Annotated in this window: 22 protein-coding genes and 1 other RNA gene; 3 read left to right on the top strand and 20 right to left on the bottom strand. The window is 39.2% G+C overall.

Annotated features, from left to right (window positions below):
* Position 1: 1 nt before the first annotated feature.
* From H8787_RS03415 to H8787_RS03360, 12 genes are all read right to left on the bottom strand, one after another.
* Positions 2–1,402, bottom strand: coding sequence for a bifunctional Cof-type HAD-IIB family hydrolase/peptidylprolyl isomerase (locus H8787_RS03415; RefSeq protein ID WP_187328233.1), 1,401 nt, complete (start codon positions 1,400–1,402; stop codon positions 2–4).
* A gap of 46 nt (positions 1,403–1,448) precedes the next feature.
* Positions 1,449–2,081 (bottom strand): response regulator transcription factor, encoded by a 633-nt coding sequence (locus tag H8787_RS03410; protein WP_003070225.1) that lies wholly within the window; start codon positions 2,079–2,081, stop codon positions 1,449–1,451.
* Position 2,082: 1 nt separating this feature from the next.
* Complete coding sequence (locus H8787_RS03405) at positions 2,083–3,078, bottom strand: sensor histidine kinase (protein WP_048800478.1); 996 nt, start codon at positions 3,076–3,078, stop codon at positions 2,083–2,085.
* Positions 3,075–3,773, bottom strand: a complete 699-nt coding sequence (liaF, locus tag H8787_RS03400) for a cell wall-active antibiotics response protein LiaF (RefSeq protein WP_003070232.1) — start codon at positions 3,771–3,773, stop codon at positions 3,075–3,077. Before liaF ends, H8787_RS03405 begins: the two co-directional genes overlap by 4 nt.
* A 255-nt stretch (positions 3,774–4,028) precedes the next feature.
* A complete protein-coding gene (gene pknB, locus H8787_RS03395) occupies positions 4,029–5,912 on the bottom strand; it encodes a Stk1 family PASTA domain-containing Ser/Thr kinase (RefSeq protein WP_048800476.1) in 1,884 nt (627 codons plus the stop codon).
* Entirely contained in the window at positions 5,909–6,649 is a 741-nt protein-coding gene (locus H8787_RS03390; protein ID WP_003028411.1) for a Stp1/IreP family PP2C-type Ser/Thr phosphatase, read from the bottom strand. Before H8787_RS03390 ends, pknB begins: the two co-directional genes overlap by 4 nt.
* A gap of 18 nt (positions 6,650–6,667) precedes the next feature.
* Positions 6,668–7,981, bottom strand: coding sequence for a 16S rRNA (cytosine(967)-C(5))-methyltransferase RsmB (gene rsmB / locus H8787_RS03385; RefSeq protein WP_187328232.1), 1,314 nt, complete (start codon positions 7,979–7,981; stop codon positions 6,668–6,670).
* Positions 7,971–8,906 (bottom strand): methionyl-tRNA formyltransferase, encoded by a 936-nt coding sequence (gene fmt / locus H8787_RS03380; RefSeq protein WP_003070241.1) that lies wholly within the window; start codon positions 8,904–8,906, stop codon positions 7,971–7,973. The genes rsmB and fmt overlap by 11 nt, the downstream gene beginning before the upstream one ends.
* Before the next feature lie 73 nt (positions 8,907–8,979).
* The gene (locus tag H8787_RS03375; protein ID WP_187328231.1) at positions 8,980–11,361 is read right to left on the bottom strand and encodes a primosomal protein N'; all 2,382 of its coding nucleotides are present in this window, start codon (positions 11,359–11,361) and stop codon (positions 8,980–8,982) included.
* Between the two features lie 58 nt (positions 11,362–11,419).
* Complete coding sequence (gene rpoZ, locus H8787_RS03370) at positions 11,420–11,734, bottom strand: DNA-directed RNA polymerase subunit omega (RefSeq protein WP_003070247.1); 315 nt, start codon at positions 11,732–11,734, stop codon at positions 11,420–11,422.
* 25 nt (positions 11,735–11,759) lie between these two features.
* Positions 11,760–12,386, bottom strand: coding sequence for a guanylate kinase (gene gmk, locus H8787_RS03365; RefSeq protein ID WP_003070249.1), 627 nt, complete (start codon positions 12,384–12,386; stop codon positions 11,760–11,762).
* A gap of 160 nt (positions 12,387–12,546) precedes the next feature.
* A complete protein-coding gene (locus H8787_RS03360; protein ID WP_187328230.1) occupies positions 12,547–14,154 on the bottom strand; it encodes a ribonuclease Y in 1,608 nt (535 codons plus the stop codon).
* A gap of 216 nt (positions 14,155–14,370) precedes the next feature.
* Here H8787_RS03360 and H8787_RS03355 point away from each other — a divergent pair, with 216 nt between their 5' ends.
* A complete protein-coding gene (locus tag H8787_RS03355) occupies positions 14,371–14,853 on the top strand; it encodes an S-ribosylhomocysteine lyase (RefSeq protein ID WP_003070253.1) in 483 nt (160 codons plus the stop codon).
* A 48-nt stretch (positions 14,854–14,901) separates the two neighbouring features.
* Here H8787_RS03355 and ahpF read toward each other — a convergent pair whose 3' ends face one another.
* From ahpF to H8787_RS03320, 7 genes are all read right to left on the bottom strand, one after another.
* Positions 14,902–16,434 carry an alkyl hydroperoxide reductase subunit F gene (ahpF, locus tag H8787_RS03350; protein WP_049533524.1) on the bottom strand — a complete coding sequence of 511 codons (1,533 nt, stop codon included), beginning with the start codon at positions 16,432–16,434 and terminating at the stop codon, positions 14,902–14,904.
* An 11-nt stretch (positions 16,435–16,445) separates the two neighbouring features.
* Entirely contained in the window at positions 16,446–17,012 is a 567-nt protein-coding gene (ahpC, locus tag H8787_RS03345; RefSeq protein WP_037597732.1) for an alkyl hydroperoxide reductase subunit C, read from the bottom strand.
* A gap of 104 nt (positions 17,013–17,116) precedes the next feature.
* A complete protein-coding gene (locus H8787_RS03340; protein WP_187328229.1) occupies positions 17,117–18,601 on the bottom strand; it encodes a cell division site-positioning protein MapZ family protein in 1,485 nt (494 codons plus the stop codon).
* 12 nt (positions 18,602–18,613) lie between these two features.
* Positions 18,614–19,768 carry a class I SAM-dependent RNA methyltransferase gene (locus tag H8787_RS03335; protein ID WP_187328228.1) on the bottom strand — a complete coding sequence of 385 codons (1,155 nt, stop codon included), beginning with the start codon at positions 19,766–19,768 and terminating at the stop codon, positions 18,614–18,616.
* Between the two features lie 55 nt (positions 19,769–19,823).
* An RNA gene (gene rnpB / locus H8787_RS03330) (RNase P RNA component class B) lies at positions 19,824–20,190 on the bottom strand.
* A gap of 13 nt (positions 20,191–20,203) precedes the next feature.
* On the bottom strand, positions 20,204–20,545 hold the full coding sequence (gene gpsB, locus H8787_RS03325; protein ID WP_106383710.1) for a cell division regulator GpsB: 342 nt from the start codon (positions 20,543–20,545) through the stop codon (positions 20,204–20,206).
* A 69-nt stretch (positions 20,546–20,614) separates the two neighbouring features.
* Entirely contained in the window at positions 20,615–21,142 is a 528-nt protein-coding gene (locus H8787_RS03320; RefSeq protein ID WP_187328227.1) for a DUF1273 domain-containing protein, read from the bottom strand.
* A gap of 69 nt (positions 21,143–21,211) precedes the next feature.
* On the opposite strand from H8787_RS03320, the gene recU reads away from it, so the two are divergent.
* Together recU and pbp1a are read left to right on the top strand one after the other, a co-directional pair.
* Entirely contained in the window at positions 21,212–21,814 is a 603-nt protein-coding gene (gene recU, locus H8787_RS03315; protein ID WP_003070265.1) for a Holliday junction resolvase RecU, read from the top strand.
* On the top strand, positions 21,807–23,987 hold the full coding sequence (pbp1a, locus tag H8787_RS03310; RefSeq protein WP_187328226.1) for a penicillin-binding protein PBP1A: 2,181 nt from the start codon (positions 21,807–21,809) through the stop codon (positions 23,985–23,987). Before recU ends, pbp1a begins: the two co-directional genes overlap by 8 nt.
* A gap of 189 nt (positions 23,988–24,176) precedes the next feature.
* Here the strand turns inward: pbp1a and pepC are convergent, their stop codons facing one another.
* The gene (gene pepC / locus H8787_RS03305) at positions 24,177–25,514 is read right to left on the bottom strand and encodes an aminopeptidase C (RefSeq protein WP_187328225.1); all 1,338 of its coding nucleotides are present in this window, start codon (positions 25,512–25,514) and stop codon (positions 24,177–24,179) included.
* Positions 25,515–25,573 lie beyond the last annotated feature (59 nt).

Below are 25,573 nucleotides of genomic sequence, written 5' to 3'. Positions count from 1 at the left end.
TTTAATCCTCAATTTCAATGGTTTCAATCACGACATCTTCAAGTGGTTTATCCATCGCACCAGTTTCAACAGCTGCAATCTTATCCAATACCTGATAAGAAGATTTATCTAATAATTGACCAAATACAGTATGGCGGCGATCCAAATGCGGCGTTCCACCATTGCTTGCATAGATTTCAGCAATTGGTATCGGCCAACCACCACGTTCCAATTCCTTTTGTGCATAAGGAATCTTGCTGTTTTGCACAATAAAAAATTGGCTGCCATTTGTGTTCGGACCAGCATTGGCCATCGAAAGTGCACCACGGATATTGTACAGTTCCGGAGAAAATTCATCTTCAAACTTTTCTCCATAAATAGATTCGCCACCCATACCCGTACCAGTTGGATCACCACCTTGAATCATGAAGTCCTTGATAATCCGGTGAAAAATGATTCCATCATAGTAGCCATCTTTTGATAAAGCGATAAAATTAGCCACTGTCTTCGGTGCCTGTTCTGGAAATAATTGAAATTTCAAATCACCGTGGTTGGTTTTAATAGTCGCTTTCGATCCTTCTGCTGTTTCCATCGTTACTTGTGGAAAATGTAATTCTTTTTCTATCATTCCTAATTCCTCCAAAGCATAAAAAATGCCATCTTCTTCTACTTTTTTTGTCACAAAGTCAGCCTTGGCTTTTATTTTTTTATGTGAAATGCTCATAGCAATACTGATACCTGCATAATCAAACAACTCTAAATCATTGAGTTCATCTCCAAAAACCATCACATTCTCAGGCTTCAACCCTAGATGCTCCACAACTGTCGCAACTCCAGATGCTTTTGAACCATTTGTTAGAACTACATCTGATGAATGCGGATGCCAGCGAACCAATCGTAGATGTTCTTCTAACTCTTTGGGCAATTGCAAGCTATCTCCGATATCTTCAAATGTCCACATTTGATAAACGTTGTGATCTTGATAAAAATCCGGCTGAATAGGTAAATTAGGATAAACAATATCAATGGCTTCATCAATAAGCGGTGTTCGCGTCGAAAGCGCTGCCTCATGACTACCAACGAGGCCAAAGTCAATCCCAACTTCCTTCGTCCAAGCGATATAAGTTTCTACTAAATTTCGATCAATCGGGGTTTGCGCAATAACCTTTCCTGCTTTATCTTCAATATAGGACCCATTCAAGGTGACAAAAAAATCAGGCTGCAACGCTTTCAACTCCGGCACCACACCAAAAATTCCTCTCCCTGAAGCAATTCCCGTCAAAATTCCTTTTTCTTTTAATTGTTTAAAAACCGTTTTGATCGATTCTGGAATGTAGCCAGTTGCTTTTACTCGCAAGGTATCATCAATATCAAAAAAGACGATTTTGATCTTCTTGGATTTGTATTTTAATTTTGCGTCCATAATCTCCCTCTAACAATAGCAATTTATTTATTTTTCTATTATACCACTAAATATCATCCTGTGGGACGAGGTGATGCTGGAAGGCATAGACAACAGCTTGTGTACGATCACTTACTGCCAATTTGGACAAAATATTCGACACATGCGTTTTCACTGTCTTTAAAGAAATAAACAACTCATCTGCTATGCGTTGATTTTCATACCCCTTCGCCAGTAGTCCTAAAATATCGCGCTCACGCGCTGTTAGCTCTTCATGTAATTCAATATGATTTCGATGGTATTCCACTTTCTGACTGACCTCTGTTTCAATAGCAAGTTCACCCTTGGCTACCTTTCGAACTGCTCGTAAGATATCGTCAGCACTAGATGTTTTAAGCATGTATCCTTTAGCTCCTGCATCTAAAACTGGGTAAATTTTTTCATTATCCAAATAAGAAGTCAGAATGAGAATCTTAGCTTCAGGCCATTCTTTTAAAATAGCTAGAGTTGCTTCAATTCCACTCATTTCAGGCATAACAATATCCATCATAATAACATCTGGTCGTAATGCTAAAGCTTTTTCAACTCCTTCACGACCGTTTGAAGCTTCTGCCACTACATCAACATCATCTTGTAAATCCAAATAACTTTTCAAGCCAAGTCGTACCATCTCATGGTCATCTACTAATAAAATCTGCATCTCAAGCTCCTTTCAATAATGGTACACGAATATCAATCGCTACTCCCTGCTTCGGAGCTGTTAAAATCTGCATCGTTCCCGCCATATCATTTACTCTTTCTTCCATATTTTTCAGACCATAACTCAACTCATCAGACGAAGTGTGCTCAAAACCAATCCCATCATCTGTCATCTTCAACTGCAATTCATTCTGAGTTTGATACAGATATACATCTAAATGATTCGCATTGGCGTGACGGAGCGTATTACTGATAATTTCCTGAGCAATTCGAAAAATATGCTCCTCAATCTGTTTCGGTAATTGTTGAACATCATGATGAAAACTCACTTCAATATCACTCTTGTCTGATAACTCCTTTAAAATAAGGTTTAACCCTTCAACCAAACTTTTCCCTTCCAACTCTGTCGGTCTCAAATGTAGAAGCAAGATACGCAAATCCCTCTGAGCAGTATTTAAAATTCCTGATACGCCCGTCAATTGTTTCGATAAGGTGTCCGTATCTAAGTTCTCCACTTGCCCTGTCACACCTGATAAAATCATATTGGCAGCAAAAAGTTCTTGACTGACCGTATCATGTAGGTCACGCGCAATTCGCTTGCGCTCTTTCTCAATAATCGTCTCTTCATTTTGTAAGGCACGGTTCTCTGACTTTTGTAGATTTTCTGTTAAATGATTTACTTTCTCTGATACCTGCCGAAAGGAAGCGTCAATTTCCGGTTGCTGTACTTCTTGTAATTTTCGACCTTCCAAAATATTTTTCAAATTCGACTGAATGGTCGACAATGTTACCGTTTGAACCACTTTGATTCCTAAAATCATCAGCATCGTTAGAGATACAGTGAGCACAATCACAAAGAAACTGAATTTTTCCAGTCTCTCTACATTACTAAAAACCAATTGCCAGTCAAAATCAAATAGAGCAAAAATATAATGAATAATAATCCCTAAAATGAGTAAGGAATAAAAACTAATCAAGAGATAGTAGACTTTTTTCATTTACGAACCACCTCAATATTCCCTACAAATGTTGATAGGATAATTTTGACACTTTTATGTGCTCGTTTAAAGTCTGGCGTCGTTAGACTGAAACTTTCATTTCGCAATTCATAGATAGGTTGGTCTAAAAACTGCAATTCACCGTATAGATTATTCACTTTCAAGCTGACTGCCACATCAACTGGCACAATAATTTTTGTATTCCCGAAAAATTTTCGCAAAACAATCACATTATCATGGTTTGTAACAATCACTTGCTCCAAATGAATCGTGTCCTTGCCCATGAGACGGAAAAGGTTGATATCGTCAAATTGACAGGTATCAGACGAAGCAAAATGATGAAGATTTCCTAACCATTGATTATTCTCTCGTTTTTGCTCCATTGCATCATCAAAGATGAGAGTTGTCGCTTCATTTTCTTTATAAATATAGGGATAAGCTACAATCATGCCATAAATGACCGCAAAGAGCAAGGCAGCAATGACATAAGGATTGAGCATAATAATGAAAAAAAGCAATATGGTAGAAGTTACTAGCAGAAAATTTCCTCTTTGTTTACCAAAATAATAATAGAGCAGCAACAAGAAAAGCACCAAAAAAAGAATAACACGTGAAAAGTGACCAGACAAAATCGTCACTAATGCAAATGTTAATAGAATAGATTCAACAAAAATGAAAAATTGGATCTTTCGCATAATCTCGATACCTTTCTGCTTCTATTGTATCAAAAACTTTTAAAAATTCCTCCGACTAAGGTATGAAAATAAAGCAATGAAATGGAACTAAATATTTTCAGGTTCTAGTATGTAGTCCTAGAAATTAACATGTTTATTTACAATATACTGGATAAACTTGATTAATCAGAAACAACGCTTATCAATGCTGTAAAACGAGCGCAAAAAAAGTGAGGGAAAATCGGTTAAAAACTACGACTTTATCCTCTCACTTGTTTAATTGCTTGCACTAGCACTTGTGTCTGGCGTTTTTGAACTTGAACCATCATTACCACTAGTTGATGAGTTACTAGACGATGGACTATTTTTTTCTGAACTACTTTCAGATTGCAAACTACTTTCAGATGTAGACGAACTTTCGGTTTTCGGCTCATATACATATAGGACAATGCGGTCGCTCTTCAAATCCAAGGACTGATTTGCTGCTGGCGTTTGTTTAATAATCGTATTTGCTTGTGTTCCCGCCGGAGCTGTTGGAACCGTTCGCTTTTCAATATTAGCACCTTGAATGCCAAGCACTTGCGTTAAATTGTTATAGGCAAATTCATAGGTTGAACCGATATAACTTGGCATGACAACACTTGAAACGGACTTGGCTACTTTCAAAGTAATACGAGCTTTTGAAGTCAAATCATATGTACTACCTGCTGCTGGCGTTTGACCAACGACTGTTCCAGCCGCATACTCACTACTTTCAACTTCTTCTGTTTTAATTAAACCTTTTGAAACCTTGTATTTTTGGACTAGATTGTTGATAGCATCCGCTCTTTTCTGACCTTTATAATCTTCCATAATAAAGGTTTTTGTACCTTTGGAAACAATCAGATCCACCGTGCTTCCGTCGCGACGCTGTGTTCCCGCTTCTGGATTGGTGCGAATAACAGAATCCTTTTTGACAGAGTCGCTATATTCATCTTTTTCCTTACCAACTTTCAAACCTGCTGTTTCAATTGCAGAACGAGCCTGTGCAACAGTTTTTCCAGTAACGTCTGGAATTTTTACATTTGACGGACTCAAATAGACTAATGCCACCAGAGCAGCAATCACTAAAACTACTGCCGACAACAGAACCTTATAACGCGTTCTTAAACGACGCTTTTTCTTTGTTTTTGGCTTGGTTGTGGGTTGAGAATTACTACTGACTGTTTCTTTTATAGGCGTAGGAGTAGTTGGTTTGCTTGCAGAAATTAAGGTATTTTGTGACACTTTAGGAAGCGTCTTGGTATCTGCTTTGGCAGTATCATCAAAAACCAACTTTTTCTCATTTCGGCGATCTGCGGATAAGCAGCTTGATAAATCCACATACATTTCTGCAACAGATTGATAACGATCTGTTAATTTTTTAGCCGTTGCCTTGATGACTACATTTTCTAGAGGCTGTGGCACATTTGGATTTTCAGCAATCACAGAAGGAAGAGGCTTTTGGAAATGTTGCAAAGCAATTGTGACAGCACTATCCCCATCATAAGGGATATGTCCTGTCAACATTTCATAGAAAATGATCCCCATAGCGTAAATATCGCTTTGAACGGTCGCTTTTGAACCACGCGCTTGTTCTGGTGATAGATAATGCACAGATCCCAGCATTGAATTTGTTTGCGTCAGGCTCGTTTCAGCAAAAGCTACTGCAATTCCAAAGTCCGTTACTTTTGCATCGCCATCTGGAGTTAAAAGGACATTTTGTGGCTTCAAATCACGATGAACAATTCCATGCGTATGCGCCAAACGCATTGCCAAAAGAATTTGTCCCATAATCCGAACCGCTTCTTCATTAGATAAAGGAGCATGCTCTTTAATATAGCGTTTTAAGTCAAGCCCAGCCACATACTCCATTGCTAGATATTGCTGACCTTCTTCTTCTCCAATATCGGTAATCCGGACAATATGAGGATGATCCAAGTCTGCCATCGCTCGCGCCTCTCTTTGAAAGCGCGCCACAGCAATCGGATCCGTCTGGTAATTCGTTCTTAGAACTTTCACCGCGACTTCTTCCCCGTCTAAAATCAAATCTTTGGCCAAGTAAACATCTGCCATGCCACCTCGCCCAATTTGTTTGATGATTCTATATCGCCCGGCAAATATCTTGCCGACTTGAATCATTCTGCATCCTCCTTATGATAATGAATCAGGGCAACTGTAATATTGTCCAAACCACCTGCGTTATTTGCAAAACGAATCAAGGTTTCTGCTTTCTCTGAAAGAGTGATGTCGCTTGTCACAATATCATAAATTTCACTTTCTGAAATCATATTAGACAAACCATCACTATTTAAAACAATGTAATCATCGTCCTCTAGACTAATCATGCCGACATCCGGTTGCACTTCACTTCTTTGACCGATGGATTGTGTGATAATGTTTCGTTGCGGGTGACGTTCTGCCTCTTCAGGCGTAATTTGTCCTGCTTTAAGCAATTCATTTACCAAGGAATGGTCGCTCGTCAACTGTTTATAACTTTCACCACGAATTAGACCGATACGAGAATCCCCCACATGAGCATAAATGGCTTGATTGCCAATAACAGCTAACGCTTCAAGCGTCGTCCCCATTCCTTTATACTCTTCATCTTGACCAAATTGGTGAACCTTTTGATTTTCTGTTTCAAGGTACTCTGCAAACCATTCACGGACACCATTAATAGAATCAATTTGAGTGTCCACCCAAGCAGCACCAAGGTCTGTGACAGCCATCTCGCTAGCAATATTGCCTGCCCGATGTCCGCCCATACCATCTGCCAAAAGAATCATTGTCATACCAGCACGATTAACAAATTGATTGGCATAATCTTGATTGTTTGTACGTTTCTGACCAACATCTGTTAATAATGAAATTTCCATACTGTCAGTTTCCTCCTGTTAAGATATTCGTTTAAATTGACTGATGAAAAATCCGTCACTTCCATATAATTCCGGTGTAATTAAGATACAACCGTCTTTTAGAATATCCTGTCTATTATGTTCTAGTTTTACCTGTTCAAAATTTGGATGAGCTGCCAAAAACTGCTCAACCACTTGAAAATTTTCTTGCGAAACAATCGTACAGGTACTGTAAGTTATTATACCACCTTTTCGCAAGCTTTGACAAACACTATCCAATATCTCTAGCTGAATTTTTTGCAACGAGATAAAATCTGCATTTTTTTTATTGTATTTAATATCTGGCTTCCGCCGGATCAGACCAATTCCTGAACATGGTGCATCGACTAAAATTTTATCAAAGGCATCCACTCCAAAAGTCTCAAAAACCCTTCTGGCATCCAATTTTTGGGTAATGACCCTATCTGCTAAACCTAAACGTTGTGCATTTTCTTCTATTAAAGTCAGCTTATGATCATAGAGATCTAATGCCATAACTTGCCCTGTCGTTAAGTAAGAAGCAATGTGCATGGTTTTGCCCCCCGGTGCACTGCATGCATCTAACACTTTCTCGTCACCTTGTAAATCAAGTGTTGGCGCAACCAATTGGCTAGACTCGTCTTGAATGGTTATTACTCCTTCTTCAAACAAGGCATGCCCTGCAAAATGACCATGATTTTTCACCAACGCACTCGGAGCTAATAGTGAATCTTCTGCCTGCAACAATTGTTTTAATTCTTCTTTGCGACTTAAGTCCGCCACTCGAACGCTAGCTTTATTCCGAAGAAATAAGCTCTCAAAAATGGCTAAAGCTCGTTTTTCACCATACTCTTCGATAATGACTTTCACTAACCAAACCGGCAGAGAATACTGAATAGAGTACCGTTTATTTTTACGCTTAATACTGGCTATATCTGCCACACCATCCTGCAATAGTCTTCGCAACACTGCATTGACGAACTTTTCGCTTCCCTTTTTTCGTGCCTTTGACAGTTCTACCGCTTCATTAACAACTGCATGCGTCGGAATTTTATCAAGATACTGTAATTGATACAAGCTCATCAACAAGAGAATATAAAGCCAAGAATCCAGCTTTTCACGGTCTTCAACAACATGAGACAAATACCATTCTAAGGTCATTTTGCGCGCAACTGTTCCGTATACAATTTCTGTTACAAGCCTTTTATCAACAGAACTTAACGACGCCTCTAGCAAGGCTTGATTCAAGGCAATATTTGAATAAGCTCCTTCTGAAAAGACCTTTTCTAAAACAGCAAAAGCTGTTTGACGCGCTGTCTTTTTCTTATCGACCAAAGAAATCACCTACCGATAATTGTCGCCCCAAACCGTTCAGAAAATCAACGACAGCCATTTTAGGCTTTCCTGCTGGCTGTACAACTTTAAGAAAGATTGCACCCTCACCAGCTGCTATAATCAATTCTTTTTTTCCAATAACAAGAATTTCTCCAGCTTGTCCTGAGCCCTCTACTGGAGTAGCTTCGTAAATTTTAAAACGTTCTCCATTTAAAAGCGTATGTGCCACTGGCCAAGGATTCATTCCTCGAATTTGGTTAAAAATTTGGTGATTTGTCTTAGTCCAGTCAATGCGCTCTTCTTCTGGTGAGATATTTGGCGAAAAAGTAACTTGATCTTTGTCTTGCGGAACTGGTTTTAAATCCCCAGCTATATAACTAGGCAAGCTCTCAAGCAGTAAATCACGCCCTACAAGTGCTAGCTTGTCAAACATCGTACCAACATTATCTGTTTCCTTGATAGGAATCGCTCGACGCGCAATCATATCACCCGCATCCATCTCTTTGACCATTTCCATGATGGTCACACCAGCTTCTTTGTCACCATTGATAATGGCGTAGTGAATGGGTGCCCCTCCACGATATTTAGGCAACAACGATGCATGCACATTGACAGCAAAACTGACCGAATCCAGTAGTCGACTCGGCAAAAATTGACCGAAAGCTGCTGTGACAATCCCGTCTGCACTAAGCGCCATTATTTTCTCCAGTTCCTCACTTCGAGACAACTTTTCTGGCTGATAAACGGCTAAATGATGATCTACAGCCACCTGCTTGACTGGTGTCATACGGATTTCTTTTTTGCGTCCTACTGCACGATCTGGCTGGGTTACAACTGCCAAAATTTCGTACTGCTTGCTTTCCAATAATCCTTTGAGCACTGTTGCAGAAAAATCCGGCGTTCCCATAAAAATAATTTTTGTCATGGTTTCCTCATATTCTTTTTACTATTATATCAGAAGAAGTCACGCTTTTCCTCAAAAAAAGCTAAAAATATCCCTACATAAAGCTTTGTGGCTCATGATCTATGCTCAAACGTAAATCTTTATTGTCCTTTTGTTGCGTCCAATCCAAAATCTGATTTAAAACATCTGGCAAATGATCTTCAAAACGGTATTTAATCATCAACTGATAATGGTAGAGATTATGCGTGCGAGCAATCGGCTTGGGAGTTGGACCTAATATCTGAACTTTATCTGACAAACCAGAACGTAGTATATTCAGCACTTCGTATGACTTTTTAATCACCGCTTCTTCTATTTTATGAGACAAGGTAATGCCCACCGTAAAATAATAAGGTGGATAAGCCAACTGCCTTCTAACACGCATTTCATAAGTATAAAAGCCTTCATAATCCTGATTTTTCGCAAATGCAATCGCATAATGATTCGGATTGTAACTTTGAATAATCACCTGACCTGCTTTTTCAGCTCGTCCTGCACGCCCGGAAACCTGAGTCAAAAGTTGAAAAGTTCGCTCAGATGAGCGGAAATCAGGTAAATTCAGAGCCGTGTCTGCATTGAGCACTCCTACGAGAGTGACATTTGGAAAATCTAGTCCTTTTGCAATCATTTGGGTTCCCAGTAAAATATTTGCTTCTCCTCCCCCAAACTCTTTGAGAATTTGTTCGTGACTGCCCTTTTTCCGAGTAGTATCAACATCCATTCTCAAAATTCGAGCTTGCGGAAAAGCTTCTACTAATTCATCATAGGCTTTTTGGGTTCCTGTCCCATAGTAACGAATACTCCGACTGGAACAATTCGGGCAACTATGAGGAATACCTTTTGAAAATCCACAATAGTGACAATTCATACTTTTGGTATCCATGTGCAAGGTCAGTGAAATGTCACAATTTGGACAAGTGTCAACCGTCCCACATTCTCTACACATGACAAAACTAGAATAGCCCCGTCGGTTCAGCATCAAAACAACTTGCTCTTTTTTTTCTAACCGGTCTTTAATTGCTTCTAAAAGAACCGGAGTAAAATCACTAGCTTCGTTTTGCCCAATATAATCACGAAAATCCACAATTTCTACTTTAGGAATCTGAGCATGCGGATTTGCTCGCTTGGTCAGTTGCAAAAAATGATAAACACCTTTGCTAGCCCGCGCTCTGCTTTCTAAACTCGGCGTCGCCGACCCTAGTACCAGAACGGCTTGATTGTACTTTGCACGTAGTAAGGCAACATCTCGTGCATGATAGCGCGGATTAGAGTCTTGTTTGTAGCTCGCTTCATGTTCCTCATCAATGATAATAGCGCCAATGTTTTTTAATGGAGCAAAAATAGCAGAACGCGCACCAACAACAACTTGTGCTTCTCCTCGCTCAACCTTGCGCCATTCATCATATTTCTCACCATTAGAAAGTCCCGAATGAAGAATAGCAACTTTTTTACCAAACCGAGAAATAAAGCGATTAGTAACTTGCGGTGTCAAAGAGATTTCAGGAACTAACATAATAGCTGTTTTACCACGGCTGAGTGCTTCTTGAATAACCTGCAAATACACTTCCGTTTTGCCACTCCCTGTTACTCCTTCTAGTAGAAATGGCTTCCCCGTGTGCCCGATTTGCTGAGTAATAGCTTGAACAGCCACTTTTTGCTCTTCATTTAACACCAATGCAGACGTCGCTGAAACATTCTCAAAATAAGCCTTAGAACGACTCACCTCTTTTTCAACGATTTGCAAAGCTGCTTGCTCTATAAAATAGTGAATAATTTCCCGTGAAAATGTTTCTTTCAAATCTGCTAAACGGTGCATTCCAGTCTGAACTTGCAAAATGTCTCGCAAGGCTTGCTTTTTTTTCGCCCGATTGGGAATGACCAATTGAGCTAAAATCTCGTGATTAACCTGATACCATTTTTCTGTTTTGATATGTTTTTGATCGGTTGCCTGATATTCCAACTGAATCGCTCCTTGCCGCGTTAAACGCATGACCTTAGCTTGCAGTTCTTTATCAAGTGATGAGAAATGCTGCTGATCTACATTGCCAAAAATGAGCAGTCGATCTTCTTCAGTCAAAGAGGGTTGAGCATGGAGAATTTTATCATAACTGGAGTTTAGAAACCTCGGCAACATAGCTTTTAAAATTGAAATTTTGTAAGAAAAAACAGATTTTCTCGATTCTTCTGCCAGCCACAGCTGCTCCTCATTTAAAACTGGCGTAAAGTCCAATACTTCCACGATTTCTTTCAATTCTGTCGTCGTTTCTTCTTCTAGCGCTACGACAATCCCTTGAATCAAGCGATTGACTTTCCCAAAAGGCACATGCACACGCATGCCAATTTCTAGCATAGTAGAAAATTCTTTCGGAACTGCATAACTATAAGGTTTATCTGTCTGCATTAGAGGAACATCCACAATGACTTTTGCAATCTGCACTTTCTCACCACCTCGCATTTCTCAGTAAAAGAAAAAATAAGATTGAGCTGACCCAACCTTAAATTTTTTCACCCTCTTCTTTTTCCTTGGCAATTTGTTCTTTAATTTTACGCTCTTCTTCTTCTTTACGAAGTCGCTCTTCTTCAAGGCGACGACGAACAGCTTCTCGCTTGCCTTCAGGATCTGGGTGAATCCCAACATTGCCAGATTCGATTTCTTCCAAAGCACGAAGTGTTGATTTGACAGACTTAAACTCTTGAGTTGGAGTAGCCCCCTCTTCCAATTCATGAGCACGTTTTGCTTCAAGAATCACCAAGGAATATTTTGAAGGTACCTTATCAAGTAAGGTGTCAATTGAAGGTTTTAACATCATAATTCTTTACCTAATTTCTAAATTCTTATCTAACTGAAAGTTGTTCTGATAGCATATCTTGATAGTGACCGATAACACGCTCCACTCGAAAATGTTCAGCTTCAATCACACGTTTGACGCGCTCTGCTGCTAAGGGAACTTCATCATTGACAATCGCATAGTCATATTCGCGCATGAGAGCAATCTCTTCTCTTGCCTTAGCAATGCGTCTAGCAATTACCTCAGCACTATCTGTTCCACGCCCCACCAAACGATCTTGTAATTCTGCCAAATCAGGTGGCGTCAAAAAGATAAAAACAGCATCTGGAACTTTTTTCTTCACTTGAAGTGCCCCTTGAACTTCAATCTCAAGGAAAACATCAATTCCTTTATCTAAGGTTTCATTCACATAATTCAAAGGAGTTCCATAGTAATTACCGACATACTCTGCATATTCCAACATCTGACCTTGTCGAATCAACTCCTCAAATTCTTCTCGCGTACGGAAAAAATAATCCACCCCGTCCACTTCACCGGGACGCTGAGCACGAGTTGTCATGGATACAGAGTATCGAAACTGATTGTCCGAGCTTTCAAAAATCTCACGTCGAACCGTTCCTTTTCCCACACCTGAGGGACCAGAAAAAACGATCAACAAGCCACGATCCGCCATCATATCTCCTTCATTATCTTTCTAACTAGTGTAACAAAAAAGCAGTATTTTTTCAACTGCTTTTTCTCATAGATATGTGCCTGTTTTTGAAAATCAATACAAGCACATTTGCTTACAGAGAGTTATATATCATAGATGCGCAACTCATTTTAAACAGTGTCTATTTTGCGTAATCCACAGCGCGCAGTTCACGAATAACGGTAACTTTGATATTACCTGGATATTCCAGATTGTTTTCAATCTTTTCACGCACATCATGAGCGAGAATCGTGACCTTATCATCCTTGATTTGACCAGGATTAACCATAATTCGGATTTCACGACCTGCTTGTAAGGCAAAACTATTTTTCACGCCTTCAAAGCTATTGGCAATTTCTTCCAAATCTTGGAGACGTTTGATATAGCTTTCCAGAGATTCACTGCGTGCGCCTGGTCGAGCGGCACTGAGAGCGTCTGCTGCAGCTACGATAACAGCAATGACACTTTCTGCCTCTACATCACCATGGTGACTGGCAATCGTGTTAACCACAATTGGATGTTCCTTATACTTACGAGCCAATTCTGTTCCAATTTCCACGTGGCTACCTTCCACTTCACGGTCAATAGCTTTTCCAATGTCGTGAAGGAAACCAGCACGGCGAGCTAAGGCAGCATTTTCACCAAGTTCACTTGCAATGACACCAGATAATTTCGCGACTTCAACAGAATGGCGCAGTACATTTTGACCGTAGGATGTACGGAACTGCAAGCGTCCCATAATCTTCATTAAATCGGGATGCAAATTTGGTGCACCGATTTCATAAGCCGCTGCTTCACCATACTCACGAATCTTATGATCAATTTCCAGACGATTCTTCTCTACCAATTCTTCAATACGAGCTGGATGGATGCGACCATCTTTCAATAATCCTTCCATTGTCATACGAGCAATCTCACGACGAATTGGATCGAATCCAGATAGGGTCACCACTTCTGGTGTATCATCAATAATGACATCAATACCTGTCAAACTTTCAAAGGTCCGAATATTCCGACCTTCCCGTCCAATAATCCGCCCCTTCATCGTATCATCTGGCAGATGAACAGTTGAATTGGTTTGCTCAGCAACGTAGTCACCTGCAATTCGTTGCATGGCTTGGACTAAAATATCCTTCGCTATTTTATCAGAACGTTCTTTGACATCTTGCTCTGCTTCACGAATCCGTGTCGCAATTTCCTTCGATAACTTATCTTCAGTCTGAGTGAGAATAATATCTCGGGCTTCTGTTTGTGAGAGTGCGGCAACACGTTCTAATTCTGCTTCTTTGTGTTGCTCCAACTCTGTCAGTTTGTTTTCACGCGCCTCAAGGTTTTTTGTTCTGTCAGAAATACTTTGTTCTTTCTGATCGAGTGTTCTTTCTTTGTTGGTCAAATTGTCATCTTTACGATCAAGACTCGTCGCACGTTCTGTCAAACGACTTTCAAGTTGCTTCAATTCTTGACGATCAGATTTAAATTCTGCCTCAACTTCTTCTCGATATTTTCTGGCTTCTTCTTTTGCCTCTAACAGTGCTTCTTTTTTAAGGGATTTACTTTCGCGCTTGACTTCTTTTAATAACAAATCCGCTTCACGCTCAGCTTGTCCACGTAAATTAGTTGCTTCTTGTTCAGCATTTAAAAGAGTAAGTTCCGCAGCTTCTTTCGCTGATTTCATGCGAGCTAAGATACTTACATACCCAATGACTAAACCAATGATGACGGCAAAAACACCTGCAAAAATCATTTCCATGTTTTTACCTCAAATTATTGATATTGAATTGTAAAATTCTTAATTATTTTATCATAAAAATCCATTTTTCACAAACTAAATTATTATTGAAAGTGAACATTTTCACATATTATTTTATTCGCCCTTCTCTCAGCCAAGGTTTCTTAAAAAAATAAATTTTTCTTTATTAAGGTAAAATATGCTATAATTTAGTAAAAGCAAAAGGAGTTCTATTTTATGGTCAAAGAAGTCATTGTTGAAAGTTTTGAGTTAGACCACACGATTGTCAAAGCCCCTTATGTACGTTTGATTGGCGAAGAAATCGGTCCAAAAGGTGACGTTATCTCGAATTTTGATATTCGTCTGGTTCAACCTAACGAGGATTCTATCCCAACCGCTGGACTACACACAATTGAGCATCTCCTAGCAAAGCTCATCCGCACTCGGATTGACGGTATGATTGACTGCTCACCTTTTGGCTGTCGTACTGGCTTTCACATGATTATGTGGGGACGACATAGTACAACCGAAATTGCCAAAGTCATAAAAGCCTCTTTAGAGGAAATTGCTGGAGAAACCACCTGGACTGATGTTCCCGGAACAAGCATTGAATCCTGTGGAAATTACAAAGACCACAGTCTCTTTTCTGCCAAAGAATGGTGCAAGTTAATTTTAGCTCAAGGGATCTCTGACGATCCTTTTGAGCGGCATCTTGTATAAAATAAAAAAACGGACAGGAAATGCAAATTCTCCTGCTCGTTTTCTTTTTTATTGACGAATCAAATAATCAAATGCTCCCAAAGCTGCCGTCGCTCCTGAGCCCATTGAAATAATGATTTGTTTATAAGCGCTATCTGTACAATCACCTGCTGCAAAAATTCCTGGCACATTTGTAGCACCATGTTTGTCAACAATGATTTCACCACGCTCATTTAAAGCCACTGAGCTATTCTTAAGCCAGTCTGTATTTGGCAAAAGACCGATTTGAACAAAGACACCACTGAGCTCAATTTTATGTTCTTCATTATTCGCACGATCGAGATAAGTAATAGCTTCAACTTGATCGGAACCATGAATTTCTTTTGTTGCTACATTGGTTAGAACCGTCACGTTTTCAAGTTGATGCACGCGGTCTTGCAACACTTGATCAGCTTTCAAAGTTGGTAGAAATTCTAATACATAAACATGCTCTGCCAGACCAGCTAAGTCAATTGCTGCTTCAATTCCAGAATTACCTCCACCGATAACAGCCACTTTTTTACCTGTGAAAATAGGACCGTCACAATGTGGACAATTAGTTACACCTTTGGTTCGGAATTCTTCTTCACCAGGAACATTGACATTTCGCCAGCGAGCACCAACAGAAAGAACTGCCGTTTTCGCTTTCAGAACAGCTCCATTTTCAAGTTCCACTTCAATCAAATCCTTTTTCTCGATGTTTTTAACACGTTGGTTCTTCATGATATCAATTGGATATTTTTTTGCATGTTCTTCTACTTGCGCCATCAGCTTAGGTCCTTCTGTATAAGGAGTACCAATCATATTTTCAATACCAACGGTCTCCATCACCTGTCCACCAAAAGTTTCAACGACCATACCAGTACGAATGCCTTTACGAGCGGCATAAATCGCTGCACTGCTCCCTGCAGGTCCGCCTCCAACAACCAACACATCAAATGGTTCTTTATTGTCAAATTCCTCACTTGAAGCAGGTCCAGAAATCTTATCAAGCAGTTGCTCAATTGTCATACGACCATTCGCAAATTCTTCACCATTCAGGAAAACCGTTGGAACAGCCATGATCTTTTTATCTTCAACTTCTTGTCTAAACATGCCTCCTTCAACCATTGTGTGGCTGATATTAGGATTCAAAATAGCCATCACATTGAGAGCTTGCACAACGTCTGGACAATTATGACAGGTTAAGCTGACATAAGTTTCAAAATGAAGCGGGGATTGGATAGCCTGAATTCGGTTTATAACAGCATCTTCTACTTTGGGTGCGCGACCAGAGACTTGTAGCAAAGCAAGAACAAAAGATGTAAATTCATGTCCCAAGGGAAGTCCTGCAAACTGCACACGCCCTGCTTGACCAACTTGTGTAACAGTAAAACTTGGTTGGCGATTAGTTTCTGTATTTTCCAGTGATAAACGTGGAGACATCGCTACGATTTCCTCTAAAAAAGCTCGTACCTGCTCAGAACGCTCATCTTGACCTAAAGAAGCCTGAAACACAACATCAGATTCTAGAAGCTCCAAATACTGCTTAAGTTGCGCTTTAATTGTTTCATCTAAAGCCATAAGAAGCCTCCTTAAATTTTACCAACTAAATCAAGACTTGGTGTAAGTGTTTCAATTCCTTCTTTCCATTTAGCTGGGCAAACTTCACCTGGATGACTCCGAACATATTGTGCAGCATGGATTTTGTCAATCAAGACAGAAGCATCACGCCCAACACCGTCTGCATTGATTTCAAGTGCTTGTACAACTCCATCTGGGTCAATGATAAAAGTACCACGTTGAGACAATCCACTTTCATCTAACACATCAAAACCAAGTGAAATGGTATGAGATGGATCGCCAATCATGATGTATTCAAGTTTTCCGATGGCATCTGAATGATCATGCCAAGCTTTGTGTGTAAAATGGGTATCTGTTGAAACAGAATATACTTCTACACCTAACTTTTTAAGAGCTGCATACTGCTCTTGCAAATCTTCCAACTCAGTCGGGCAAACAAATGAAAAATCAGCAGGATAGAAGCAAACAACGCTCCAATGACCTTTTAAATCTTCGCTAGAAACTGTGATAAACTTCCCATTTCCAGCATGATAAGCATCTGCTGTAAACTCGACAATTTCTTTACCAATAAGTGACATAAGGATTACCTCCAAAAATAGTTTAATTATAAAATAAAAACCTTATACGTTTTATTATAGCGTATAAGGTTTTTAGAGTCTAATAATTTGCTTGAAAACGTTTCCTAATAATCTAAAGCATCTGCATAACCCGCGCCATTTCCTACAAAATAGCCAGTTTTACAGTTGATACTAAAGAGATACGTTCCGTCTGTTCTAAATAGATTGTAATAACCATTTCCATTGATAATATTCACACGTTCAAGAATATAATCATCTCCCGTGAAATATCCACGTTCCCGTGAGGTTGCTAAGATTTTCTCTAACACACCAGGATTGAAATTCCAAGAAGGATTACTAGCATCATTGATTTTTGCTTGGTCGTACGGGACTCGACTTAAATGTCGCTGTAAAGTTGGATCAGAAGCTGGTGTGGCTGGAGTAGCTGCTGGTGCCTCAGTTTTCGGCGTTTGAGTTTGTGCCGGACTTTGAGACGGTGTAGTGGCGGTCTCAGATTTAGGAGCAGAAATCGCTGATTGCTGGCTCTTTCCTAGACTGATAGCAGCTTTCAAGACTTTATCCAAATCTGTATTTCCTGTTGTAATATCTGTAAATTTAGCATCATTTTTAATTTTTGCTTTAGTATCTAAAATACCATCTGTAATGGCTACTGAAGTAAACTGTGCATTCACAGTTTTTACAGCTTCAACTTGTTTGAGCAAGCTGTCGTATTTTTCCTTAGCAACATTGTATTCCTTTGTATTCTTTAACTTTTCTAATGCTGCTTTCAATTTATCTACATTGCCAAAACTACTATTTTTCAAAGCTAATTTATTTGCATCCGTAAAGAATGAATCATAAAGACTGTTGAAAGCCTTCAAATCCTTATTTTCAGAGCTAGAAGTAGTAGAAGATTTACTTGTTTGGCTTGTTGAATTTGTAACTGGTTTTGCTTGCTTTCTATTCAAAGACAGATAAACAGTCCCACCGATTAAAGCCAGTAAAGCTACACTTGCTGCAGAATACAGGACTTTCTTATTTTTATAAAATGGAACGTTCCCTGTTTCCATTTCTTCATCAGATACTGTAAAAGTTGAAAAACTTTCCATTGTCTCAGTTGAGCTCACAGGAATGTTGTCCATTTCAGGCTGAATTGCTTCCATTACTTTCGTCTCAGCCTCTGATTCCTCCGAAATCTGTGTGCTGTTTTTTTCCAAAGTTTCCTGCGGCTCTGCTTCGCTGGCTGCAAGTGCAGCGACCGTTTCATCAAAGGCAGACTCCTCAGACGCTACATCCGCAGCTTCTAAGACTTCTTCCTCTTGAACACCCTCGTGCATCTCTCGGATAAATTCTGCCAAATCTAACTGACTCAGTTGTTCCTGTCCCTCTACTTCAGACGCTGTCTCTGCAGATTGAGCCGAAAATTTTCCAGCTTCAATTTCTTGACGGTGTTGTTTAATGTATTTATCCAGCACATTATCCTCTTCCGTCACCCCTGCTTCAAGCTCTTCGCTTTTTCGAGCAGCCTGACCAATTGTCATTTCTTTAGCTGTTTCAAAATCAAGAATTGATTCTTCTTGTTCTGACAAATATTTTTCGTCTTTACTCACGGCAAATCCTTTCTAATCTATCCGGCGCTTGACTCTCTGGCCAAAATATTGATATAAATCTACTTTTAAAGTCCCGTTATAGAGTTTACGTTTTTTATCGGCTTGACTACCAAATTTTGTTTCAAATGTTTCATCACTAGTTAAGATAAATTTACTCCACGTCTTTAGTAGTGCAAAAGTCTGTCCCATTTCTTGATAAAGTTTGGTCACAGCATCATCATTCAACAATCGCTCTCCATAGGGTGGATTGGAAATAATGACACCATTTATCTTGTTGGTGTGCAAATCTTGCAAACGCATTTGCTTAAAAACAATCTGCTCAGAAACACCTGCTTCTTCAGCATTTCGCTTGGCAATCTCTACCATCCGCGCATCAATATCAGTTCCTAAAATATCCAACTGAATATCTTGCTTAATCTGCCCTAAAGATCTAGCGCGAACACAACCAACCAAGTCTGAGTCAACCCAATTCCATTCTTCAAATGCAAAATGGCGATGAAGCCCCGGCGCCATATTCATGCCAATCATAGCTGCTTCAATACAAAAAGTTCCTGAACCACAAGTCGGATCAATCAGAGGTTTATCTGGATACCAATTGGATAAGAGTAAAATTGCAGCCGCCATATTTTCTTTAATGGGCGCGCCACCTTTTTCAGTCCGATAGCCACGTTTAAAAAGGCTAGAGCCTGTCGTGTCAATCAAAACAGTCGCTACATCTTTCAAGATAGAAACTTCAATTTTAAACTCAGCTCCATTTTCCATTAGGGGGACACCCTCTGGTCGAGCATAGTGCTTTTGCAACTTTTTGACTACTGCTTTTTTAGAAATAGCTTGCACACTTGGTTCATTGTGGAGTTTTGATTTGACACATTTTGCCTTAGCAATTGGAAATTTTGCCCCAAGTGGCAGGTAGTTTTCCCAATCTAAAGCAAAAATCCCCTGAAATAATTCCTCAAAAGTCTTAGCTGGAAAGTTGCCAACAACAATTTTAATACGGTCTGCTGCACGCAACCAGAGATTGGATTCAATAATGGTCTCGACAGTTCCTTCAAATCGAACACGTCCATTTTCCACTTGACATTCTAAGCCAAGATTTCTGATTTCACGACCAACTACAGCCTCTAAACCAGCCGCAGCAGTCGCAATCAACTTAAATTTTGTTTTCATTTACCCTCTCAAAATAAAAGCTAGCATAATACGCTAGCTAAACCTATATGCAACTTTCTATAAGCCATGTTTTGTTCCAGAAATAACTAGGTATCATTTCCTTCGATAATCATCTGTCTACTGTTTCCAGTCAGAATGCTGCGTTCGTTTCCACGCATTCCGTGCCCCGACCAAAGTTTGGGTTGCTAGCTTGAGGGGTTTACCGCGTTCCACTTCTTGTGTTTCCACAAAAACTACGTCACTGTGGCACTTTCAGACCTATTTTGACTTATCAAAGACTTAGCCATTTCAGTCGCCGTAACGGATACTTCCGTCCCTAGGCTTATTGTTTCACCTAGCACAAACACTACGGGCATCACAGCCCGTGCTAGCATGGACTTTCCTCATGAAAATAAAATATTCTCACGCGATTATCCAAAAATTGCACATTACTTATTAAATTTCGTTATTTAAGATTTGCTTGCCGAATACTTCTTTTTCCAAACGATTTAAGCGTTTTAAAATATCAAAATTTGTCAGCGTAGCAGATGCCACTTGAGGGGTTTCCATGATAGATTGCGTCAAAGGTGAAGTTGTCGCCTCATTTGACTTTTTAGCGAGTTCTGCTTTCAAACGAGCATTTTCTTCACGCAGTTCCTTTACCAAAGCAGCATACGTTTCGTAATCTTTAATGACATCATCTAAAAATTCATCTACTTCTACTTTACTATAACCTCGGACGCCAACTTTAAAATCTTGATCAAAAATATCTTTCGGTGTGTAAATAATACTTGCCATTTCTCTCTCCATTCTCGTTCATTACTTTAATTATATAAAAAATGAACCGCAAAAATCAAGATTAAACATCTAATTTTCGGAAAAATTTTCTGCGACTTCGTTCAAGTCATCAAATGTTAATTTTTTGATAGAATATTGTTCTTGACTTTTCATCATTTGATAAAGATATTTCAAATTCGTCTCATTTTCTTCATCGTAAAAAATATAGGCACCATCTGTATTGTTGAGTAGAAAATGGTTGTAGTCACGAAATTGACTCGGGTTTTCATAATGCGGATAAGCATATTTTACAAAGTCCACCTGTTTGAAATGGTTTAATTTTTCTTGATTGACTTCATTCCAATTTTCCCCCTGATTCTCAAAAGTGAAAATTGTTGCCATTTGAAAATCGTAGTTTTGCTGTAATTCTTTTGCAACTTCTAGTACCCAAACTTCAAAGCCTAAATTTCCAGTGAAAATCAGCCATTCCACTCCTTGTTCCAATAATCGAGTCAAATCACGTTGAATCACTTTTTTAATAATCTTGATTCGAGGATCTTTTTCATCAAAAATTCCCAGATCAAAATTTCGATAGCCCACTACTAATATACTAACCACTTAAATTATCCCTTTATTTCCTTTTTTATGTTATAATAGAGTGATGTTATTGTACCAATAAGGAGATATATGGTCAACTATCCACATAAAGTTTCCTCGCGCAACTCATTGAAATTTCCTAAAAAGAAATCAGTTGATTTTGCCAATCGAGGAATGTCTTTTGAAAAAATGATCAATGAAACAAATGATTATTATCTTAGTCATGGGTTGGCGGTCATTCACAAAAAACCGACACCTATTCAAATCGTAAAAGTGGATTATCCTAGGCGTAGTCGGGCAAAAATTGTAGAAGCCTACTTTCGACAAGCCTCTACAACAGACTATTCTGGTGTCTACCAGGGGCGTTACATAGATTTTGAAGCAAAAGAAACTCGTCAAAAGGCTTCTATGCCTATGAAAAATTTTCATGCGCATCAAATCGAACACATGGAACAAGTCGTCAAACAAGGAGGAATTTGTTTCGTTTTATTGCACTTTTCAGCCTTAAAACTGACGTATTTGCTTCCTGCTCCTTATCTGATTAACTTCTTCAAGATTGACAAAGGGACAAAATCCATGCCACTTGATTACATTCAACAACATGGATATTCTATTTCACAGAATGGACTTCCTAGCATTCCGTATCTTGAAATCATTCAACAAAACTTACTAGGTGGTAAAATAAATGAATAAGCAATCTTTACTGACAGCTGCTAAATATGCTGCTATCGGTCTCATCTCGTTATTTCTTCTAGGAGTTGTTGCTGGCGGAGGAATCTTTCTCTATCAAGTTCACAAGGCGCCCGCCTTGTCAGAAAAGAAACTAGTTGCTACAACTTCCAGTAAAATCTATGATAGTGAAAACAATCTTATTGCTGACTTAGGCTCTGAAAAAAGAGTAAACGCAGCAACAAGTAATATTCCAACTGGTTTAGTTCAAGCTATCGTTGCAATTGAAGATCACCGTTTCTTCAACCATCGTGGTGTGGATTCTGTTCGTATTTTAGGTGCTTTTTTAAATAACTTGCGCAAAGGAAATCGGCAAGGCGGCTCCACTCTGACACAACAATTGATTAAGTTGACTTATTTCTCTACCTCAACTGCCGATCAAACGCTATCACGTAAAATCCAAGAAGCCTGGTTAGCAGTCCAGCTGGAGCGCAAAGCCACTAAGCAAGAAATCATTACTTATTATGTAAACAAGGTCTATATGTCAAATGGTAACTACGGTATGCAAACAGCTGCTAAAAGTTATTACGGCAAAGATTTGAAAGATTTGAGCTTGGCTCAAACTGCTTTATTGGCAGGGATGCCTCAAGCACCAAATCAATACGATCCCTATACACAACCAGAGGCTGCTAAAAATCGTCGGAATCTTGTCTTATCAGAAATGTATAAACTCAAATACATCTCTGCTGAGCAATATGAAAAGGCAGTCAACACCCCCATTACCGATGGTCTGCAAAGCTTAAAAAATTCTGCTTCTTATCCGGCTTACATGGACAATTACTTAAAACAAGTAATTGAGCAAGTTCAGCAAGAAACTGGCTATAACTTGCTGACGACAGGAATGGAAGTCTATACTAACGTCAATAGAGTTGTTCAAGAACGCCTTTGGAACATTTATAATAGCAATGAATATGTTGCCTATCCAGATAATGAACTGCAAGTAGCTTCTACGATTATGGATGTTACAAATGGCAAGGTGATTGCTCAACTAGGAGCTCGAAATCAAACTTCAAATGTTTCTTTTGGTACCAATCAAGCCGTTGAAACCAATCGTGACTGGGGTTCAACCATGAAACCAATCACCGATTATGCTCCAGCCATTGAAAACGGAGTTTACACTTCGACAGCTGCTTATATTAGCGATACCCCTTATCATTATCCTGGAACAACTACTCCGGTTTACAACTGGGATATGCGGTATTTCGGAAACATCACCATTCAGTATGCACTTCAGGAATCTCGGAACGTCCCAGCTGTCAAAACATTAGAAGCTGTTGGTCTCAGCAAATCAAAGAAATTCCTTAATGGACTTGGCATTGATTATCCAGATATGGTCTATGCAAATGCCATTTCAAGTAATACCACAAAATCAGATAAGAAATATGGTGCCAGCAGTGAAAAAATGGCTGCTGCCTATGCTGCTTTTGCAAATGGAGGAACTTATTATAAACCTCAATACGTCAGCCGTGTTGTCTTTAGTGACGGAACTTCAAAAAACTTCGCTAATCAAGGCACAACCGCAATGAAAGAAACAACTGCGTACATGATGACAAATATGCTGAAAACAGTTCTCACTTCAGGTACAGGAACCAACGCAGCTATATCAGGTGTCTACCAAGCCGGTAAGACAGGGACTTCCAATTATTCTGATGATGAATTGGCGAAACTAACAAAACCTTATGGTGGTTCAAGTGTTGTGACTCCAGATGAACTATTTGTTGGTTATACACAGAAATATTCAATGGCAGTGTGGACAGGTTACACCAATCGTCTCACTCCTGTTCTGGATGACGGTGTGAAAGTTGCAACAGATGTTTACCGTGCTATGATGTCTTACTTGTCTGAAAGTGGGACAGAAGACTGGGAGATGCCTAGCGGTCTCTATCGTAGCGGAAGTTATGTCTTTTTAGCCAATGCAACTAATAGATATCAACAAAATTATTATAATTCTACTTCAAGTTCTAGCTTAGAAGAATCGTCTACATCTTCAAATAGTCAAGAAAGCTCTACTCAAGAGTCATCAAGTAGTTCTTCATCAAGCAGTTCCTCATCAAGTACGGAACCCAGTGCTTCCACGTCTACAAATTCTCCTAATAACAGTAGAAATTCGGAAACTCCTCCTTCACGAAATCAATAACGAAGAAGTTTCTGAAAGCCAAGCAGTTTAGAAGATAACATCTTTAAATCAGAGTTTTGTAAAAATTAAAAAACACGAACAATTCAAATCCAGTTGCTTACTGGTCTTGATTGCTCGTGTTTTTCTATTTCATTCTCTTACAGAGTCTTTTAAAGCAAACTTAAAAATTTATCCTACTTCTTTTTATTCTTATTTGCTAGCCAGAGCTCCCATTGGATCCCACGGAGCAAGCACTTTTGGCTCTGCTTCATAGGCCGCTAGTTCTTCAGTTGTTAAAAATTCTTTGCGGACAACGATTTGATAAGTGTATTCGTCCATCCAGTCATCGCTAGCAACAAAATAGCCTTTGTTCCCAACTTTATCACCCCAAGAATTTTCCACTTTCCATTTTGTTGATTTGCCATTTTCGTCCAAGTCAACACCTGTCAAGACCATAGCATGAGTCATGAGACTTTCACTGTAATCCAAGCGCCCTGCTTTGTCTTGTATCAATTCAATATCCATGCTGGAAGTAAAATCATACATATCATTCACCATCACACCAGCCTTGCGATTGCTAGATTGACCCACATCAGAACCAAACCAAACCGTTTCTCCTGCTTGCATTTGAGCAATGGCCAGTTCTTTCAAACGATTCATATCGACATTCAAATAGCGGACGTCACGTGCTCCTACGACATTTCCTAACATCTCGACAGTGTAAGATTTACCATAAGGTTTGTCAGCTGTTGGGGCATTGATGATGGATACATAGTCATCTAGCTTAATATCCACATATTTTTTGTAAAATGCTTGTGGTGTCAGTCCAGTTTCACTGTGGAAATTGTTATCTTTATCACGATAAGCAAAATCAAAAGTACAAGGTGGGAGTCCAAATGACATTGCTAAGAAATTAAAGATTTCTTGCAAGAGCTCTTCTTTTTTAGCTTGAATAGCTGTCGCATCTGCTCCACTAGTAACCAAATCACGCAAGATTTGTGCATCTTGACGGAGTAATTTATTGAGATATTGGTTGAGCTCACGGCTATTGCTAGATGAAATGGATTCTGGGTAAACTGATTTTGGAACAACTCCATATTTTTCAAAAAGTGCCACAACCATATCCCATTGTCCGCCGTCTTGTTGAGGCGTATCTAAGAGGAATTTCACTTTGCGACTTGTTAAGTCTTGGTCAGCTGTTGCTAAGACTTGCTCTAAAAACCAGTTGGATTTTTCATATTTATCCCAGAAGAATGTATGGGCTTGTGACAATTCAAATTCTTCTAATTGAAAGCCCGCAATCATTTTGTGGCGAAATGTATTGAGTGCTGCAAACATCCAGCAGCGACCAGAAGCTTTTTGATTGCTGACCTTATCTTTGGTCAAATCAATTGAAAATACAGGATTGTTTTCAGCAGCGCTATTGCGTTTTTCCAGTGAAGTTAATAAGCCATTGTGACTGACTGCATTTTCAATTGCAGCATATTTCACATTTGCTTCATAATTAGCATATAATTTATCTGTAAATTGTTGATCTAATGAATTCATAGATACCTCCTTCTAATTCTACACACTATTATAGCTTATTTTTAAAATTCTTCAAATAA

The sequence above is a fragment of the Streptococcus sp. NSJ-72 genome, from assembly GCF_014334035.1.
GTDB classification, from domain to species: Bacteria; Bacillota; Bacilli; order Lactobacillales; family Streptococcaceae; genus Streptococcus; species Streptococcus constellatus.
Note: the sequence above shows the minus strand (reverse complement) of the source record. Positions and strands in the feature narration are given on the sequence as shown.